Genomic DNA, 18,918 nt, shown 5'->3' on the forward strand with positions numbered 1-18,918 from the left:
TTTCGTATATTTATTTAAGGCTTACAGTCTAAAGTGGTGTTTTTACACTTTCAAACTTTAATGATTTATATATTTTCTAGGTATCTATTTTTTTACTTCTTATAATCGATCCATACTTTCATTTTTCCAACGCCTCTATTAGACCAGGAATAATATGGAATAGCTTTTAATTTTTTGTTTTGAATAGTATTCACACCTTCTAGAAGATTGGATTCTTTTTTAACTTCGAAAGGATCATTTGCATTGATAGCAATTTTATCAAAAGCGGTTGCATTGTCAATTTCCTCAATAGCATATACAAGTGGTCCGTATTCTAAAGCTACTTTTCCAATATTGCCTGCTACTTTTGTATTAGTTACGACTTCTTTCACTTCCATGGGGAGATCTAGCACTATTGTTTCTCCTTTTTTCCATTTTCTGGTAATGATAATATATCCTGCGTCTTCTCTATAGACTATACGTTTTCCGTCTATAAAAACGGAAGTTTTTGCCGCCGCCGTGTTTTTATAATGGTATAAATCTCCTAGTAATACTTGGTTTCTCGCCCAGCCTGGGATACGTAATTTTATTGTGAATTTAGCCTCTTTTTTTGGAGAAACGGCAAGTGTGACTTTGCCATCCCAAGGATAATTTGTTTTTTGTGAAATTTCCAACTTTGTGTTTTCTAAAGCTATTTTTGCTGTATTGGACGCATATAAATTAACATAAAGCACATCTTTAGTTGTCGAATAAATCAATCCCGGAATTGAAGGAATAAACCGAATTAAATTGGTTGGACAACAAGAACAATCAAACCAAGATTGACGCGTGCATTCGCCACGGTTGAATTTATAAACCCCATCTGATTCTAATGCATTTGGATAAAAGAATTTTTTTCCGTCTAAAGACAATCCAGAGATTAATCCGTTATATAAAGTGCGTTCAATGACATCAAAATAATCAGAACTGCCAGATAAATTATGCAGTCTGTGATTCCAATATACATTTCCTATAGCAGCGCAGGTTTCGTTATAAGCGGTAAGATTTGGTAATTCGTAGTTTTCTCCAAAGGCTTCGCCTTCATGTATAGCGCCAATACCACCAGTTATGTACATTTTTTTGTTGACCATGTTGCTCCATAAATTATTCACCGCATCACCGTAGGCTTTGTCATTTTCTATAACGGCTATGTCCGTCATTCCGGCGTACATATACACCGCTCTTACGGCATGACCCACCGCTTCTTTTTGTTGAATAACAGGAATGTCATCTTGCGAATAGGCTCCGTATAATTTATGATTTTTTGAATTTCCTCTATTGTCCAGGTAGTATTTGGCTAAATTTAAATACGCTTTATTTTTGGTGATTTTATACAGTTTTACCAAACCAGTTTCTACAATTTGATGGCCGGGAACACCATGAACTTGGTTTGCACCATCGCCAAAAGTACGGACTAACAGATCCGCATTTTTGATGGCTATATCCAAGAAATTTCTTTTTCCGGTAGCTTGATAATGCACCACGGCAGCTTCTATCAGATGGCCTGAGTTGTATAATTCATGACTTATTTGTAGGGATTCCCAACGCTTACCTTCTATCACGGGAACCCATGGAGCTGGTGGTTTAGCTGGATTTATAGTTCTCCAAGTCGTAAGATAGCCATCTTTTTCCTGACCAATTTTCACAATGCTGATGAGTGAATCCAGTAGATTTTCTAGTTTTTGGTTGGGCTCGCTAATCAATGTGTTTGAAGCGCCTTCGATGATTTTGTATACGTCAGTATCGTCAAAAGGCATTTGTCCTTTTACGGTTCCTTTCATTTTACCGCCTGCAATTAAAAAATTATCAAGGCGTCCTTCTTCTTCACATTTATGAATAGCATATTCGATGGTTTTTCCCTGGACCTTTTTTATTATAGGTAACCAAAACGCATCAGTTAATTTTACATTCTGAATGTTTACGGGGGTAATATTATAACTTGATATTTTTGTTGTATTTGGATTCCCTGAATGCTGTTGACTATGTCCGTAAACGGTCATTAATACAGAAATTGAAAGTAGTGTTTTTTTTATCAAGATCATTTTACCTAATATTAATCAATTATGTATTTAATCTAGAACTTAGGCCATAAATTGGCATCCCATTGTAATTCTTTGATTACTAATTTTGGTCTTCCATTATTTTTGATTTCATAGGCATGAAAAACAATGTAATCTTTCCCGTCAAAAGTGTAGGTGCTGTTGTGACCTGCTCCGTACCAGTTTTTATCTCCTTGAATCAGTAGAGAACCTCCGCCTTCAGTTAATAGTTTGCCGTCTTTATCGACATAAGGTCCAATTATATTTTTTGATCTTCCCACCACTACTTTGTAGGTGCTGTTTTCACCTCGGCAACACAAATCCCAAGAAAGGAACAAGTAATAATAACCATTTTTTCTAAATACAAAAGGAGCTTCTAAAGCAGCATCGCCGGGGTCAGTATCTGCTAATTCGAAGGTTCGTTTGCGTCTGGCTATCGTATGCCATTCTTCAGGTTGAGCAATTGATTTAAGATCGGGACTTAATTTCACCATTTTCAAACCATCCCAAAAAGAGCCAAAAGCCAACCAAGGAACGTTATTTTCATCGAATGTTAAATTTGGATCTATTGCATTCCACATATCACGGTTAGGAATGGATCGGATTACAATTCCGTGATCGACCCACTTGTAAGCTGGGTCTTTTGGGTCTAAAGTGGTATTAGTAGCCAGCGCTATCGCCGAAGTATTTTTTGCGAAAGCGGAGACTGAGTAATACAAATAATAAGTGTTGTTGTGAAAGGAAACATCTGGTGCCCAAATGTGATTTTTAAAATCTGGAACTACGGAATCAATCCAAACAGGTTTTTCTTTAAATATTGCAGGTTCCGGATTCCAGTTTTTCAAGTCTTTAGAACTAAAAACGCTAATTCCTTGACCTGTACAGTAAATATAGTAGGTGTCTTTTTGTTTAATCATTACCGGGTCATGAACGGTAATGTCTTGGGCAAATGATAGACAGCTAATTAATAGTGTTAAGAGAAAGATTAGATTTTGTATTTGGTGGTGTAATTTCATGTTTTGCTTTTTTAACGATATAAGGCATTTAAGAAAATGTAAGTATAAATGGTTTTATTAAAAGATTATGTTCAAATGCAATTTTGCAACTGAGACTCAATCTGCCTAATATGTTATCCCTTCTGACGTCATAATTACTCGTTTCATAGTTCCATCTTTGTTATAATACAAACGGTCTACGCACACAGACCTTCTAAAACTGCCACCGTTAGGTTGAGTAGCACCATTGTGATAAATAAAATAATCTTTTCCTTTAAACTCAATAATTGCTTGATGATTTGTATTGGAGTTTCCAGCGAGTTCATTCAAAATTCCTTTGTATTCCCATGGCCCATTGATTGACTTGCTCATGGCATAAGCGATTTTTTCTGGAAACTGATACGCATACGATAAATAATACCAATCGTTTTTTTTATGAATCCAAGGTGCTTCTGTAAAACTGGGTAAAGAGATGGTTTGTATTGGACCATCGAGTTCAGTCATGTTTGATTTTAATTTGGCATAATGACAAACGGTATTTCCCCAAAATAGGTAGGCTTGACCATCATCATCAATTAGGACTGTTGGATCAATGTCATCCCAATCAATCGTGGTTTGTGTGGTCATATCATTAGTAACGAGTGCTTTTCCTATCGCATCCTTGAAAGGTCCTGTAGGACTGTCAGAAACACCAACACCTATGGCTTTCCCATTGATGGCTCCATGTGAAACGGTTACATACCAATAAAATTTTCCGTTGCGTTCAATAACTTGAGAAGCCCAAGCATCGGATTTTGCCCAGGCAAAATCAGTCACTTTGAGCGGTACGGAATGTTCCTCCCAATGTACCATATCCGATGACGAATATACCAACCATTCATTCATTTTATAAAAATTGAAATCATTTGGCGCTTCATCGTGTCCTGCATAAAGATATACTTTGTCTTTGTAAACCAAAGCTGCAGGATCACCAGTATATTTATCTTTTATAATGGGGTTGTTAATAAGCGATGTTGCATTCGGTTTTTTATCATTGGCGTAAGCGGAATTTCCGTTAGATTTTATTGTTTTGCAAGAAGACAGCATTGCAAAAGTAAATAGTGCTAAAAATAGATTTTTCATGTTTTTTATTTTAGTTATAAAACTTTACCAACTCCTTTAGTCGTTTGTTTTACTTGTTTCATGGTTCCGTCAGAATTGTAAAATAAGGAGTCAACACATACGGATCTTCTGTATTCACCGCCAGAATGTAATCCGCCATTGTGATAAATAAAATAAGACTGATTTTTAAATTCGATTATAGACTGATGATTGGTCGGGGAATTTTTTACGAGATCATTTACGACTCCTTTGTATGTCCATGGACCTAAAGGGCTTGAGCTTGTAGCGTAACTAATTTTTTCTGGAAATCCAGAAGCAAAGCTTAAATAATAAATGCCATTTCTTTTATGTAACCAAGGAGCTTCGGTAAATCCTGTTAACCCTGGAACATCTGCGACGTCTCCATCAAGTTCGATCATATTGTCTTTTAATTTTACCATTCGGCAATGTCCAAAACCTCCCCAATACAAATAGGCCTTGCCATCATCATCTACAAAAACAGTTGGGTCTATATTTAATTCAATAGAATTTGGAGTTTTATCCGTTATTAGTGCGGCGCCTATAGCATCTGAGAAGGGACCAGTTGGTGTATCTGATACAGCTACTCCTATGCCAAACCATCCAATTGTTTTGTGCGCGATGGGAACGTACCAGTAAAATTTACCTGCTCTTTCCACACATTGTCCAGCCCATGCATCTGCTTTTGCCCAAGCAAATGCTGAAAGTGATAAAGCAGCTCCATGATCTTTCCAATCTACCATGTTTTTAGAGGAAAATATATGCCAATCTTTCATCAAAAAACCATTTGTAGCATACACTTGTTCGTCATGTCCAGTATAAATATAAACGGTTTCGTTATGCACTAAGGCCGCTGGATCTGCGGTAAAAATGTGATCTATTATAGGATTGTTATTAATCACAGTTATTTTTGGAATGTCATTAATAATGGTGTTGTCAGTGTTGTTTTTATCACAAGAGGATAAGAGAAGGATTGAAGAGATTGTTAGTATTGCTATATTTTTGTGCATGCTTTACGTTTTTTAGATGGGGTTATTATATGCTATATTTAAATGCTCTTTCTATTTCAGAAAGAGCATTTCTAACTACATTTAAAATATCCTTAAAAAATGGTAACTTAATTGATTTGTTTTCCCCAAACGGGTAATCCTCCGACGGTAAATCCGGAATAGGTTATTGTTACTTTACGTATTGCCCGTTCCCAGTCCCAAGCATCGCTTACTTTACATTTTATACCATTGACGGTTAATGTTTTATTGGAGCTATCATACGACCAAACTCCTGTAACACCACCGCTCACTTTTTTGTCGGCAGTTAAGTATATAGTGACTGATTTTTGAATGACTTTGTATTGGTAATTCATTGTTATTTGTTCCCATGTTCCTATAAAGGAGGTTTCGGTAATAGCTGTGGTTGGTGCAGCAGCATAACGTTCAGGAGCAATTACTGGCCATCCATCTTCTGTCCATTGTATACCACGAACGTGACCCATCATTATTGCATTAGATACTGCGATTCCGGGAACTCCTTCGGGTAAACGTGCTTGAGAAGAATAAAACCATTCTTTGGTTTCTGGATTTTGGAAAACAGCGCAGTGGGAGATTCCAACCCAACCGGTGTGATTATTGAACGAGTACGGATGTGTTAGCATTGGCCAACAATCGGCACCACTGGTCACATTGGCACCATTGATTCCTAAATAAGGGCCCGTAATATTTTTGGAGCGTGCCACCCGAGTATTGTAGGGGACATCAAGGCCGTCATACGCCATAAATAAATAGTAATATCCGGTATCTGAATTGTATATAATCTCTGGACCTTCGGAACCTTGCCATCGACTAGTGGCATTACGAGTGGCAATTCGGGTTCCATAATCGCTCAAAGTTTTCAATTGATCCGGTTTGCCCGTTGTAGGATTTAGTTTTAAGGCAGCGATGCCTGAATGCCACGAGCCGTAAACCAAATATTGTTCTCCACCAGGGGTTTCCGTAAAACTTGGATCAATGGCGTTAAATTTGAAATACGCTTCCCAGTCATTGCCACCATTTCTGACGTAACTTTTTACACCATCTGGTTCAGAACAAACTACCATTCCCTTGTCTGTCCAAACATTCGAAGCTAAATCATCCGTTTCTGCAAGACCAATAAAAGCACGTTCTGACCAAGAGGTATTATAATCTGTTCCTGTAATAGGCTCCGTAACTACAATGCTGTAATACATTCTATATTTATTTCCAACTTTTCGAACACATGGTGCCCAATAGCCATAAGTTGGGTTTGCTATTGCTGGTAGAGCAGGTACCATTCGAGCTCTTTTGTTGTTCAAAGAATCCTTTACCCAAGCTGGAGCTGTTGTCATAGATGACCCCATGAATTCCCAATTTACAAGATCTTTAGAACGTCTGTAAAAGAAATGTCCATGCCCTTCGGTGGCGTTTCCGTAAGAAGCATCTGTTTGGTACATATAATAATAATCGCCACATTTTGCAACTGTTGGGTCGTGAACGTTTGCTAAATTCCATTGTGAATTAGAACCCCATGAAGAAATAGAGGTGTAATTATCTAAGTAGCTAGGTCCTGGAAAACCTGGTGCAACCACTACTGGCGGCACAGGATCTGGCGCTGGAGTTGGAGTTGGGGTAGGAGGAGCGTCACTATTCGAACAACTACTAACTGAAACAGTTGCTAAAAAAAGTATTAAATAGGATGCTAATTTTAAAATGGAATTTGATTTTTTCATTTTATTTACCTTCTAACATTATTACAGAAAAAGGAGGAACTGTTATGACTAACTTACCCTTTTTTATTTCAAAACCTTTGAAAGTGGTAGGTTGGATTTTTGTTGGGTTATCAAATGAATTGTGATCTTGTAATTTTGATGATGCTAAAATAGTTCCAGTAACATTTTTAATTCCAAGTTCCTGCATGTCGATTTCTATTTTGTGTTCTTTTTTAGCATCAATATTTACTAATGAAATATGAATTAATCCGTTTTTATCTTTTGATACCGAAGCGGATAAAGCAGGAAGTGATTCTCCATTATGTGTGTATAAGGGAGATTTTATAGAAATGGGCAATAATTTTGCGTCTTGATGTACGCTGTACATTTGCATTACATGATACGTTGGCGTTAAAAGCATTTTAGTTTCATCAGTAAGAATAACAGCTTGTAATACGTTTACACATTGTGCTAGATTTGCAACGCGAACTCTATCCGCATGATTGTTAAAAATGTCAAGGGTTGCCCCCGCCAAAACGGCATCTCTCATTGTATTTTGTTGGTATAAAAACCCTGGATTAGACCCTTTTTCTACATCGTACCAACCACCCCACTCATCCACAACCAAGGCAATTTTTTTATTTGGATCGTATTTATCCATTATTGCGGAATGTTTGGTAACGAGTTCCTCCATTTTTAAGGCTTGTTGCATCGTTTTGAAATAAAGGTCTTCGGTAAAATCGACAGCATCTCCTTTTTTCGCCCAATCAATCACAGAATAATGATGTAACGCTACTCCACCAATCATATTTCCTGGAATGTTTTTCATTAAGGTTTCAGTCCAATTATAATCCGCACTGTTTGCTCCTGAAGCTATGCGCATCAAGCCCCCCGTGTTCTCCCAATCTGACATAAAAGTGGCATATTTTCGGTATTCTCCTGCATAATAATCGGCTGTCATATTACCACCACAACCCCAAGCTTCGTTTCCAACTCCCCACATTTTTACTTTCCAGGGTTCTTTTCTTCCATTTTTAATACGCAAATCACTCATTGGACTTTTGCCTCCAAAATTTACATATTGTACCCAATCTGCCAATTCCTGCACTGTTCCACTCCCCATGTTTCCTGCTAAATAAGGTTCCGTTTCCAAGAGTTCGCATAAGTTTAAAAAATCGTGGGTTCCAAAACTATTGTCTTCGGTAACACCGCCCCACCATTGGTTTACAATGGTAGGCCTGTTTTCTTTTGGTCCAATGCCATCCTTCCAATGATACGTATCTGCAAAACAGCCACCCGGCCATCGTAAGTTAGGAATTTTTAGTTTTTTAAGTGCATCAACAATATCGTTACGTACGCCATTTGTATTTGGTATTTTTGAAGTATCCCCCACAAAGAAGCCGCCATAAATTGATCTTCCTAAATGTTCTGCAAAATGGCCGTAAATATTTTTGTTGATGGTAGGTGTATTGGCGGTATTTTTTATTGAAAGTAAGGTGATTTCTTTTTGTGCAAAACTAGTTTGATTGCAAAAAGTAAAAATAAATAAGATTAATAAGGCTTTTTTCATGTTGTCTTTAAGTAATAATATTACATGGTAAAATTTACCATGTAATATTAAAGTTTTAACTAATTTAAATAAATAATATTAATAACCACTATTTTGAATTGTGCCTATATTATTGTCCATTTCTCCTTGCGGTATTGGAAAGAATTCTCTGCCTGTTAAATAAGAATTAAACTCATCATCTCTAGATTTTAGCCAGGCTAATTTTGCAGAATCTTGCAACCAACCCCAACGGCGAATATCATCAAAACGGTGTCCTTCTAAAGGGAATTCCAAGAATCTTTCGTGTCCAATTTGTTCTCTCATTGCAGTTTTAGTTAATCCTGGCATGACGGTGCTTAAATTCGGTAAGCCGACTCTGTTTCTAACCATTTGTATATAGGTGTAGGCCCCAGGCGTATCGCCTGTTTCGTTTAAAGATTCGGCATACATTAGTAAAATATCCGAATAACGCAACAGTCGTTCATTAATTCCTGATTTCCAGTCAAATTCATTTGATTTTGTATCTGTATTTTCATATTTTTTACAAAACAAATCATTTAAGTCTTTTGGACTATTTTTGTAGTAGGTAGCAAAATCAACACCATATAACTTAACACCTCCAGGTTTGTTGTATAGCACCGTCGCATCTAGTCGAGGGTCTAATTGGCCTGTCTCTGTTTTTTCAATTTTATATTCATTGAATAACGCAAAAGTAGGTTGCACATCAGTCCAACCAAAACCTCTTGGTCCATATGTAATAGCTCTTGCCGAAGCTTTACCCCATGAAGTGTCAGGAGTACCACCTGTTGGAAAAATCCAAGTACCGCCCAAATTTCTATCAAATTGAACCTCAAACAATGACTCTGAATTATTTTCGGTTGCTTCGGTAAAATTATCGCTATATTTTGCCATTAATGAATACGCACCTAAATCAATCACTTTTTTGAATGTAGTTTTGGCGTTTTCAAAATCTTTAGTGAACAAGTAGGCTTTTCCTAAATATCCTAAAGCAGCTCCTTTTGTGGCACGTCCTTTTTGACCCGCATCTAAACCAGTAATATTACTGTAAGAAGTTGGTAATAAATCAGCTGCTGCTTTAAAATCAGCAATAACTTGTAACCATCCTTCCGCGTTTGTTTTTTGCTTGTAGATAGCAGCAATTTCAGTTGGCACTGGTACGTTTTGAAACATATTTACCGCATGAAACAAATATAGTCCTCTTAAAAAATAGGCTTGGCCTAAAATCCTGTTTTTAAGAGCAGCATCGGTCATGCTTATTTTTGGTACATTTTGTAAAACCTGATTGGCACGATTTATACCTATAAAATAGGTTTCATAAGCCCAGCCATAAATTGCAAAATTCGAAACAGAATTATTAAAACGACCCACATTGTACATGGCATCCCACGGACTATAGCTTCGTGCATCATCCCCTTTGAGATCTAATAATAATGGAGTACTTCGACCATAAGTTCCATCCGCTATTAATGCGGCATAAGTAGCATTAACCCCTTGCATTGCGTCAACATCTGTTTTCCAAAATGTTCCAGTTGTAGCAAGATTGGGATCTGCTTGTACTAAATCTTCATCGTTTACACAACTCGTTACTAACACCAAAAGTGAAAGAGATAGAGTAGCATAACTTAATATTTTATATTTCATCTTGTATCTTTTTAAATTTATTAATTTATTAAAATTCTATATCTAGACCCATAGCAAAAGTTCTAGGATTAGGAAAGGAGCCTCCCTCATAGCCTCTAGAAAACAATCCGTCACTTATAAAATCTGGATCATAACCTCTGTATTTGGTAAGTGTTAATATATTTTGACCACTAGCATAAATTCTTGCTTTATTTATAATTTTAGAGTTTTTTAGAGGAATATTATACCCTAATTGAGCATTTTGCAATTTTAGATAATCCCCACTTTCTATAAAACGGTTAGAGTCTCTACCATTTGCATTTGGATCACCAATTATTGGTCGAGGTACATTTGTATTTGTATTTGTAGGTGTCCAATAATTTAGCATATCTGTGCTGGCATTAGAATACTGCCCATTCATCAGGTCACGGTAAGTTGCATTAAAGACTTTATTACCTGCGCTACCTTGCCAAAATACTGAAGCATCAAAATTTTTGTAAGAACAACCCAAATTCAAACCATAAGTATATTTTGGAATAGAAGACCCTTGAAAGGTTCTATCGGCATCTGTAATTTTGTTGTCTCCGTTTACATCTTTGAACTTTATATCTCCAGGTGCAGCACCGTTCTGCAATGGTGAAGCAACAATGTCGGCAGCATTTTGAAAAATACCAGCTGTTTCATACGCAAACAACTCCCCTATTGATCGACCAACTTCTGTTTTTGATGCAGCTCCATAAATGGGGTCGTTATTTTCGTTCAATTTTAGCACTTCATTTTTTAAAGTAGTGATATTGGCAGAAATATTGTATTTAAAAGGATGGTCATTATTAGCATAGGATGCTAAAAACTCTAATCCCGTATTTTTCACCTCTGCAACATTAGTTGTGATAAGTGCCGGAAAAGAACCTGTTGAAAACGGTAGTGGCGCACCAGCTAAAAGATCAGAGGTTCTTTTTTCATAATATTCACCTGTAAACTGCAATTTATTGTCAAACAATCCTAACTCTAAAGCAACAGAGCTTGATTTTGAGGTTTCCCATCTAAGATTGGGATCTTTTAAAGAAACAACTGATGTACCGGGAGCTAATGACCCATTAAAAGTATAACTGATAAAAGGGTTTGTAGTTTCTGCATAACTGTAAGCTCCCAAAGTATTATTTCCTAAAATACCGTATCCACCTCTAAACTTAATTAAATTTACCCAAGAAGGTAGCGTTAAGAATTTTTCACTACTTAATTTCCATCCCGCAGAGAAAGAGTATGCGTTAGCTGTATTATATTTTTCGGCAAAAAGAGATGATTTATCTTGTCTAAAATTACCTTGGAGAAAATAACGATCTTCATAGTTGTAATTTATTCTGCTGATATATGATTTTGCAGTTACTCGTGACATATATTCCCGTGTGCTTGTTTTATCAGCATATTCTAAATGAGCAATTTCACCTGTTTCATAGCCTAAACCGCTTGATATATGATTATAATGATTGAAATTTTCTTGGGTCATACCAGCCAAAAGTTCAATTTTGTGTTTCCCTACATTTAAATCATACGTTAAAATGTTGTCAAAAAAGGTTCTTGTTTCACTACCATTATTAACATTAAGTGACGCTTTTGCATTTACGACGATAAAGTACCAGCCTAAATCACTTGGTGGATTAAAAAATCTGTTTTTAAAGTCTAATCTATCGGCACTAACGCTCATTTTATATTTTAGTCCTTTGACAATTTCTAGTTCACCCCAAACGCTTCCTAAAAAACGATTTCTTCTGGATTCATTTTGTACTAGATTATTAAAACCAATTACGTTTAAAGAAATGGCTCTTTGAGTGTTTGCATCTGTTCCTCCGTACCCACCAAGTCTGTTGGCATCATAAACAGGCATTGTAGGTATTGCTGTTACCAAACCACTTATTGCAGTCCCAAAATAGGTATTAAAATTTTCTTTGCCTGATTGTGTGTAACTTATTTTTGAGCCATATTTGAATTTACCCTTTTTACCATTTAAATTCAAATTCATGGCATATCGCTCATAATTTTGAGGTGTTTTAAGATAACTATCATTATTGAAATAGTCTAAATTCAAACTATATCCTAGAGATTCCGCACCCCCTGCAAGAGTAAGTGAGTGATTTTCAACTATACCAGTGCCAAAAGCTTCCTCTTGCCAGTTCGTATTTACATTGTTGATAAAAGAAGCACTAGTAGGGTCATTTCCAGGCGCAATAGTAGCCAAACCTGCATTTCGTTCTGCTGCTGAAACAATGTTTTGATACCCAGCTCGATCAGTTAAAGACCATCTTCTACCTACATTTTGCATACTTATAATAGACCTATATTTAACACTCATAGTGCCTATTTTTCCTTTTTTTGTAGTAATAATTACAACTCCATTTGCACCACGCACACCATAGATCGCTGCCGATGAAGCATCCTTAAGGACTTGCATCGATTCTATTTCACCTGTTGCAAAATCATATGGGCTGTCTGCAATAACTCCATCAATTACCCAAAGTGGATTATTATTAGCAAATGAACCAATTCCTCTAATTTTAATACTTACAAAACCACCTGGTTCTCCAGAAGATTGCACCGTTACACCTGCTACTTGACCTTGTAGCATTTTGGCAACATCATAAGTTGCCGTTTTTTTAGCATTGTCAACATTTACAACACTAATAGCACCAGTAAGATCTGATTTTTTTTGCGTTCCGTACCCAATAACAACCACTTCGTCGAGTTTATTCATATCATTATTTAAAATGATGTTAACTTGTGTCTTGTTTCCTACGGTAACTTCTTGATTTGTAAATCCTATATAACTGAAGACCAGAATGTCATTTGACGCTGCTTCTATTGAATATTCTCCATCAAAGCCCGTAACAATTACTTTGTTGGTACCCTTAATTAAAACATTTACACCCGGTAAAGGCATCGCGTCTTTAGCTGACGTAACGATTCCTTTTATAGTCTTATCTTGTTGTGCAGATAGAGTATAAGAAGAAAATAACATAACTACTATCGCTAAGAGCCATTCTTTTCTTGGCAATAGAAAATTGTAATAGAAAAATAATCGTTGGTTTGTTTTCATTCTAATTTGATTTGATTAATTTATAAGTGTGTATTTTACATTTGTAAATTTAATTAAAAAAAAACGACAAAAACAAATTAATCTGATAAAAAAAACTGCTAAAAAAAATATATCCGGTAAATTAAGTGTTAAAATAAAATTTAAACATTGTGGTTTTGTAAAAAAAGACTTCTTTTTTACATTTAATTTATTCAAAAACTACCTTTTTAGTCAAAAAACAAGCATTTCTATAAAAAAACAACTTTTTTAAATTTTTCTTTTAAAACATTAAAATATTGTCATTTTAAACCTTCAATCAAAGTGATATTAAAAAAAGTCTTCCTTATTCTTGTTTATATCGTGTAAATAAGAAAAGATCCATCCCAATAAAGCACTATTAATTACCTGAATCAAATGAAATTAGAACAAATTAGCACTCCATACTTTATTTGCACTTAAAATAAAAGAGTTGTATTTTAAGCATTAATTGAAAGGACTTTACTATAAATTAGTTAAATAATGGCGCTTATTGTTTTTTAAAAAAGTTTTGACAATTTATCTTGCTAGAATTTATCTTCCAAAATTTGGTTTTTTAAAATTTGGTTTTTTAAAATATTAAGTGTGAAATATACATTAAATAAATTATGAAACATACAAGGAAGTTTATATATTTACCCTAAAAAACGTAGTATGTTAAATAGTTATAGTTCTGCTGATAAAGTTTTACTGGCAGTAGATTGTATCATTTTTGGTTTTGATAGCGAAGGATTAAAAATACTTTTAATTAAAAGGGATTTTGAACCTGAAAAAGGCAAGTGGTCTTTAATAGGAGGATTTCTTAAAAAAGACGAAGTATTAGATAGTGCAGCCATTAGGATACTGAATTCCTATACTGGGCTTCAGGATATTTACATGGAGCAACTGCACGCCTATAGTGAGATTGATCGTGACCCAGTAGAAAGAACAATTTCAGTTGCCTATTATGCATTAATTAATATTGAAAATCATAATGCGGACCTAATAAAAAATTATGATGCGCAATGGTTTAGTGTTTCAAATGCTCCAAAATTAATTTTTGACCACGATAGTATGTTAAGGCACGCTATTAGAAGATTGCGCTATAAAACTTCTATAAAACCAATAGGATTTGAGCTTTTACCCGAAAAATTTACCATGCGTCAATTACTGGAATTATATGAAGCTATTTTAAGTAAAGAACTGGATAAAAGAAATTTTATCAGCAAAATAAATTCATTGGATATTCTTATAAAATTAGAAGAGAAGGATATGATGTCCTCCAGAAAAGGATCTTACCTATATACTTTTGACAAAGAAAAATACGATGCAAAACTTTTGAATGATTTTGTTTTAAACTTATAACTCATTCCTTAATAATCATAAACTAAAAAAAGGAAGTTCTCAATTAAGAGACTTCCCTTTTTATAGCTGATCATAGGAAAAAACTACTCTTTTATTCTTTGTTTAACTACAATTTCAATGATTTTTATAATAGTTTTATAAATGGAACTACAGGTAAAATGACAAAATGTAGCCCAAATGGAGTTTAAATTCCTAACTATTCCCTTTGTTATAATCGGCTAAGAATGTAGCTAAGCCACTATCTGTGAGGGGGTGTTTGAGTAGACCTTCAATGGCGCTTAATGGACCAGTTATTACATGGGCTCCAATTTTCGCACAATTTAAAATATGCATGACGTGACGCACTGACGCAGCCAAAATTTGAGTTTCATATCCATAATTATCGTAAATCAGCTTGATTTCTGCAATTAATGCCATTCCATCTGTAGAAATATCGTCTAATCTTCCGATGAAAGGTGACACATAAGTGGCCCCAGCTTTAGCAGCAAGTAAGGCTTGTCCTGCTGAAAATACTAAAGTGCAATTGGTTCTGATTCCTTTATTCGAAAAGTATTTTATTGCTTTTATACCCTCTTTAATCATTGGAATTTTTACTACAATTTGAGGATGCAAAGCCGCTAATCGTTCTCCTTCAATAATCATTCCTTCTAAATTAGTTGAAATTACTTCGGCACTTACATCACCGTCAACCAGTTCACATATTTTTACATAATGAGCAATAATATTGTCTGCACCGGTAATTCCTTCTTTCGCCATTAGCGATGGATTTGTGGTTACACCATCCAGAATTCCTAAATCATTAGCTTCTTTTATGTCTTTTAAATTTGCTGTATCTATAAAAAATTTCATGTCTTTATTTATTTAAATGTTTATTTATTTTCTTCAATGTAGTTTAGTATTTCTACGCATACACTTTCGCTGGTAAATCCAAATTCTTGATCCAAAACACTGGCCGGCGCAGAATATCCAAAATGGTCCAGTCCAACTACTTTTCCGCTATCCCCAATCAACCCTTCCAAATTAACTGGAAGCCCGGCGGTAAGACCGAAGACTAATTTTCCTTTAGGAATGATACTTTCTTGGTATAATTTAGACTGTTCTCTGAACAGTCCTTCAGATATAATGGACGCTACATTTATTTTTAGATTTTTAGATTTCTCTAATATAGTCGCGGCTTCTAAAAGCGTTGCCACTTCTGATCCATTTGCAATTAAAGTGATGTCAGGATCTTGCGTTTCTTTAACTAAATAACCTCCTTTTGTTGACTGCGTTGCTTCTTCATATCTTGATTTTGAAGTTCCTTGAGCTGGAATGTCTTTGATGTTTTGTCTCGAAAGAATTAAACCTGTTGGTGTTTTTGTATTGTTTAATGCCATATTCCAAGCCACTGAAGTTTCAATAGCATCGGCAGGGCGTAGCGCTAGTAAACTTTGATTACCGGAATGGTTTTTTATTTTTTCCATTAAACGTATTTGTGCTTCCTGCTCGATAGGTTGGTGTGTTGGTCCGTCTTCACCAACTCGGAAAGAATCGTGTGTCCAGATATATTTAACAGGGAGTTCTTGAATGGCGGCCAATCGAATAGCGGGTTTCATATAATCCGAGAACACAAAAAACGTCGCCACTACAGGAATAACACCTCCGTGAAGTGCAATGCCATTAGCGATTGAGGTCATCGTAAGTTCGGCAACTCCAGCCTGTAAAAAAGCTCCGCTAAAATCATTTTTTTGCAAAACGGATGATTTTTTCAGGAAACCATCTGTTTTGTCACTATTAGATAAATCTGCGGAAGAAACAATCATGTTTTCCACGTGTTCCGCTAAGTAGGCCAGTACAGCTGATGAAGCATCTCTTGTGGCTGCATTTGGTTTTTGGATAACAGTACTCAAATCCAGTTCAGGAAGTTTTCCAGATAGAAATGAATCCATTTTTTGAGCCAATTCTGGATTTTCTTTTTTCCAAGTTGCTATACGTTGCTTTTTGTATGCGGCATCTTCATATTTTTTGGCTTTTATTTGAGCATAATGCGTTGCCACATCTTCATAAATTGCAAAAGGATTTTTAGGATTTGCTCCAAGGTTTATTAAGGTTTTTACATAGTCGGCTTTGGTATCCCCAATAGGTTTTCCGTGCAATTCACATTCGCCTTCATAAATATCGCCAGTGGCGGTAACACAACCTTTTCCCATAATGGTTTTTCCGATTATTAAGGTTGGTTTTTCTGATTCTTCATTGGCATCATGCAATGCTTTTCTAATTTGCTCGTGATCGTGACCGTCAATAGTGATGACTTTCCAGCCCCATGCTTCGTATTTCATAGCCGTGTTTTCAGATGTTACTTCCTTTGTCACAGTTGAAAGCTGTACATCATTCGAATCATAAAACAGGATAAAATTGTTCAAACCTAAATGTCCGGCAATTCTTCCCGCTCCTTGCGAAATTTCTTCCTGAACACCGCCATCGGTAATGAAACCGTATATTTTGTGATTAAAAATTCCTTTGAATCTCGCATCTAAAAATTTGGCTGCTATAGCTGCGCCCACTCCCATTGTATGCCCTTGTCCCAATGGTCCGGAAGTGTTTTCTATTCCTCTAAGTACGTCTACTTCTGGGTGACCTGGGGTTACAGAACCCCACTGTCTAAAATTTTGAAGATCTGTTTTTTTATAATTTCCCAATAAATAATATTGAGAATACATTAATGTGGATAGATGTCCGGCATCCATGAAGAAACGATCTCTAAAAGTCCAATCCATTTCGGTCGGATCAAAATTTACAAATTCACTGTACAAAATGTGCATAAAATCAGCACCTCCCATCGCACCCCCCGGATGTCCTGAATTTGCTTTTTCTACCATTGAAATAGCAAGTGCTCTTATATTATCGGCTGCTAATTGGTCAATTTTTTTATTCATAATTTTTTTGTAATAATTTGGTGTAAACGGAAAAAAGTACATTGTTCGTATTTAGTATACCCATTTCAACATCGAAATTTTAAAGGTGCTAAACCCATTTTAAATGGTTTTGTTTTGAAATGGTTAGTCAAAAATCAAAGTGTGAATAATTTTAAAAACGAACTGCTGTATTTAATTATTTTTTTCTTCGGTATTTGAATCAATAAAATAAGAGGCTGTTGTTGAGGGAATAACGTTGAAATAATAATAAGTGTAAAAAATACATTTGCAAATATATGTAAATTTATTTTACAATAACAAATAAATTATTTTTCTTGCTGTTCTAAAACAAGTATCAGATTTTATTTGCCAATTAAAACGGAAATCCTTATTTTTTTAAAGTTATGGGTAAATAAGAGAATTGCTTTTTTATAAAGAATTGCGAATAATTAAGGCGCACTTGTTTTCTATTTGTTCCTTTTTTCCGCGCAGAACCATCTCTGCTAAAATTTTTCCCATCGCTTCAAAATTGGTGGAAATGGTTGTTATTCCATTAGCCACAACTTTCTTTAACGGGGTTTCATTATAGGAAATAATGCCAAAATCACTGCCTAATTTTAAGTTTTGAACTTTGGCTTTTAGGATTACCTGGACAAGATCTCTGTCATTTGGGATGACGTAAACTTCTCCTATCGTTATTTCTCGATCCTTAAATTCAGTAATTATTTCGTAATCAAATGAAAACTCAATACAGAAATTTTCGAAACCAATTTTCATTCCGGGAGGTTCTCTAAATCCAGGGAAAATCATAATGAGTTTTTTATATTTATTTAGCCTGAATTTTCCTTTGTTGAGTCCATCGAAGATATCTTTTTTATGATTCTGGTAAATTGCAGGGTATAATTTTAAAGCAGAATTAGTTTGGTCTAATATGATTACCTCATTTACTGGTAGGGTTTTTATAAAAGTCGCCACATCAATTAGGTTGGTTGGCATTATGATGTATTTAGTATAATTGCCATTACAGTCATTTATTAATTTCTGAAATACCTGAACATTAAAATGATGAAAAAAAATATCAACTTGTACATTTTTACCAATGTTTTTTAGAAAGGAATTGTAAATGTCTTCCTTGAAAATATTTAACTCATCAAAAAGTAAAAAAATCCTTTGTTTAATTGTAATTTCTGTGCTTTTAACATAATATCCTTTGCCTGGAATAGCAAAAATAATACCTCTTTTTTTTAATTCCTCGTATGCTTGTAAAACGGTATCCCGAGATAATGCAAAGGCTAAACAGACTTTGTTTATGGATGGGAGCGTATCGCCTTTTGTTAGTTTTTCTTCTTCAATTGCTTTTTCAATCGAAAGAATTATCTGCTTATATTTTGGTAAACCAAGATTGTTTTGAATCGAAATAATTTTCATCGAAGTGTGATTTTTGTGCAATATACGAAAAACTGGTAGGTACTGGTATGTGAAATTGAGTTAAGC

The 18,918-nt window shown here is 35.2% G+C and carries 12 protein-coding genes; 1 reads left to right on the top strand and 11 read right to left on the bottom strand.

The features are described from left to right. Positions 1-92: 92 nt before the first annotated feature. The 8 genes from ACFX5D_RS03730 to ACFX5D_RS03765 all read right to left on the bottom strand — a co-directional run bounded on the left by ACFX5D_RS03730 (position 93) and on the right by ACFX5D_RS03765 (position 13,171). Positions 93-2,060, bottom strand: coding sequence for a glycoside hydrolase family 127 protein (locus ACFX5D_RS03730; RefSeq protein ID WP_379856915.1), 1,968 nt, complete (start codon positions 2,058-2,060; stop codon positions 93-95). 32 nt (positions 2,061-2,092) lie between these two features. Beyond that, entirely contained in the window at positions 2,093-3,073 is a 981-nt protein-coding gene (locus ACFX5D_RS03735) for an arabinan endo-1,5-alpha-L-arabinosidase (RefSeq protein WP_379856916.1), read from the bottom strand. Positions 3,074-3,178: 105 nt separating this feature from the next. Then, the gene (locus ACFX5D_RS03740; RefSeq protein ID WP_379856917.1) at positions 3,179-4,174 is read right to left on the bottom strand and encodes a glycoside hydrolase family 43 protein; all 996 of its coding nucleotides are present in this window, start codon (positions 4,172-4,174) and stop codon (positions 3,179-3,181) included. A gap of 14 nt (positions 4,175-4,188) precedes the next feature. Beyond that, the gene (locus ACFX5D_RS03745; RefSeq protein WP_379856918.1) at positions 4,189-5,181 is read right to left on the bottom strand and encodes a glycoside hydrolase family 43 protein; all 993 of its coding nucleotides are present in this window, start codon (positions 5,179-5,181) and stop codon (positions 4,189-4,191) included. A gap of 107 nt (positions 5,182-5,288) precedes the next feature. Then, positions 5,289-6,911 carry an arabinan endo-1,5-alpha-L-arabinosidase gene (locus ACFX5D_RS03750; RefSeq protein WP_379856919.1) on the bottom strand — a complete coding sequence of 541 codons (1,623 nt, stop codon included), beginning with the start codon at positions 6,909-6,911 and terminating at the stop codon, positions 5,289-5,291. 1 nt (position 6,912) lies between these two features. Next, positions 6,913-8,460: an alpha-N-arabinofuranosidase gene (locus tag ACFX5D_RS03755; protein ID WP_379856920.1), complete on the bottom strand. Its 1,548-nt coding sequence runs from the start codon at positions 8,458-8,460 to the stop codon at positions 6,913-6,915. A 78-nt stretch (positions 8,461-8,538) separates the two neighbouring features. After that, complete coding sequence (locus ACFX5D_RS03760) at positions 8,539-10,101, bottom strand: RagB/SusD family nutrient uptake outer membrane protein (RefSeq protein ID WP_379856921.1); 1,563 nt, start codon at positions 10,099-10,101, stop codon at positions 8,539-8,541. 28 nt (positions 10,102-10,129) lie between these two features. Continuing rightward, a complete protein-coding gene (locus ACFX5D_RS03765; protein ID WP_379856922.1) occupies positions 10,130-13,171 on the bottom strand; it encodes a SusC/RagA family TonB-linked outer membrane protein in 3,042 nt (1,013 codons plus the stop codon). A gap of 669 nt (positions 13,172-13,840) precedes the next feature. Between ACFX5D_RS03765 and ACFX5D_RS03770 the strand changes: the two genes are divergently transcribed. Continuing rightward, positions 13,841-14,530 carry an NUDIX hydrolase gene (locus ACFX5D_RS03770; protein WP_379856923.1) on the top strand — a complete coding sequence of 230 codons (690 nt, stop codon included), beginning with the start codon at positions 13,841-13,843 and terminating at the stop codon, positions 14,528-14,530. Positions 14,531-14,722: 192 nt separating this feature from the next. Here the strand turns inward: ACFX5D_RS03770 and fsa are convergent, their stop codons facing one another. From fsa to ACFX5D_RS03785, 3 genes are all read right to left on the bottom strand, one after another. After that, positions 14,723-15,379, bottom strand: a complete 657-nt coding sequence (gene fsa, locus ACFX5D_RS03775; RefSeq protein WP_379856924.1) for a fructose-6-phosphate aldolase — start codon at positions 15,377-15,379, stop codon at positions 14,723-14,725. Positions 15,380-15,399: 20 nt separating this feature from the next. Next, a complete protein-coding gene (locus tag ACFX5D_RS03780; RefSeq protein ID WP_379856925.1) occupies positions 15,400-17,445 on the bottom strand; it encodes a transketolase family protein in 2,046 nt (681 codons plus the stop codon). Between the two features lie 408 nt (positions 17,446-17,853). After that, complete coding sequence (locus tag ACFX5D_RS03785) at positions 17,854-18,852, bottom strand: GntR family transcriptional regulator (RefSeq protein WP_379856926.1); 999 nt, start codon at positions 18,850-18,852, stop codon at positions 17,854-17,856. Positions 18,853-18,918: the final 66 nt, after the last annotated feature.

Source organism: Flavobacterium fructosi (assembly GCF_042787335.1).
Taxonomy (GTDB): Bacteria; Bacteroidota; Bacteroidia; order Flavobacteriales; family Flavobacteriaceae; genus Flavobacterium; species Flavobacterium fructosi.

Bases quoted from the DNA above. Each gene is read 5' to 3' on its own strand.
- ACFX5D_RS03730 (WP_379856915.1), bottom strand. From the start codon at position 2,060: ATGATCTTGATAAAAAAAACACTACTTTCAATTTCTGTATTAATGACC.
- ACFX5D_RS03735 (WP_379856916.1), bottom strand. From the start codon at position 3,073: ATGAAATTACACCACCAAATACAAAATCTAATCTTTCTCTTAACACTA.
- ACFX5D_RS03740 (WP_379856917.1), bottom strand. From the start codon at position 4,174: ATGAAAAATCTATTTTTAGCACTATTTACTTTTGCAATGCTGTCTTCT.
- ACFX5D_RS03745 (WP_379856918.1), bottom strand. From the start codon at position 5,181: ATGCACAAAAATATAGCAATACTAACAATCTCTTCAATCCTTCTCTTA.
- ACFX5D_RS03750 (WP_379856919.1), bottom strand. From the start codon at position 6,911: ATGAAAAAATCAAATTCCATTTTAAAATTAGCATCCTATTTAATACTT.
- ACFX5D_RS03755 (WP_379856920.1), bottom strand. From the start codon at position 8,460: ATGAAAAAAGCCTTATTAATCTTATTTATTTTTACTTTTTGCAATCAA.
- ACFX5D_RS03760 (WP_379856921.1), bottom strand. From the start codon at position 10,101: ATGAAATATAAAATATTAAGTTATGCTACTCTATCTCTTTCACTTTTG.
- ACFX5D_RS03765 (WP_379856922.1), bottom strand. From the start codon at position 13,171: ATGAAAACAAACCAACGATTATTTTTCTATTACAATTTTCTATTGCCA.
- ACFX5D_RS03770 (WP_379856923.1), top strand. From the start codon at position 13,841: ATGTTAAATAGTTATAGTTCTGCTGATAAAGTTTTACTGGCAGTAGAT.
- fsa (WP_379856924.1), bottom strand. From the start codon at position 15,379: ATGAAATTTTTTATAGATACAGCAAATTTAAAAGACATAAAAGAAGCT.
- ACFX5D_RS03780 (WP_379856925.1), bottom strand. From the start codon at position 17,445: ATGAATAAAAAAATTGACCAATTAGCAGCCGATAATATAAGAGCACTT.
- ACFX5D_RS03785 (WP_379856926.1), bottom strand. From the start codon at position 18,852: ATGAAAATTATTTCGATTCAAAACAATCTTGGTTTACCAAAATATAAG.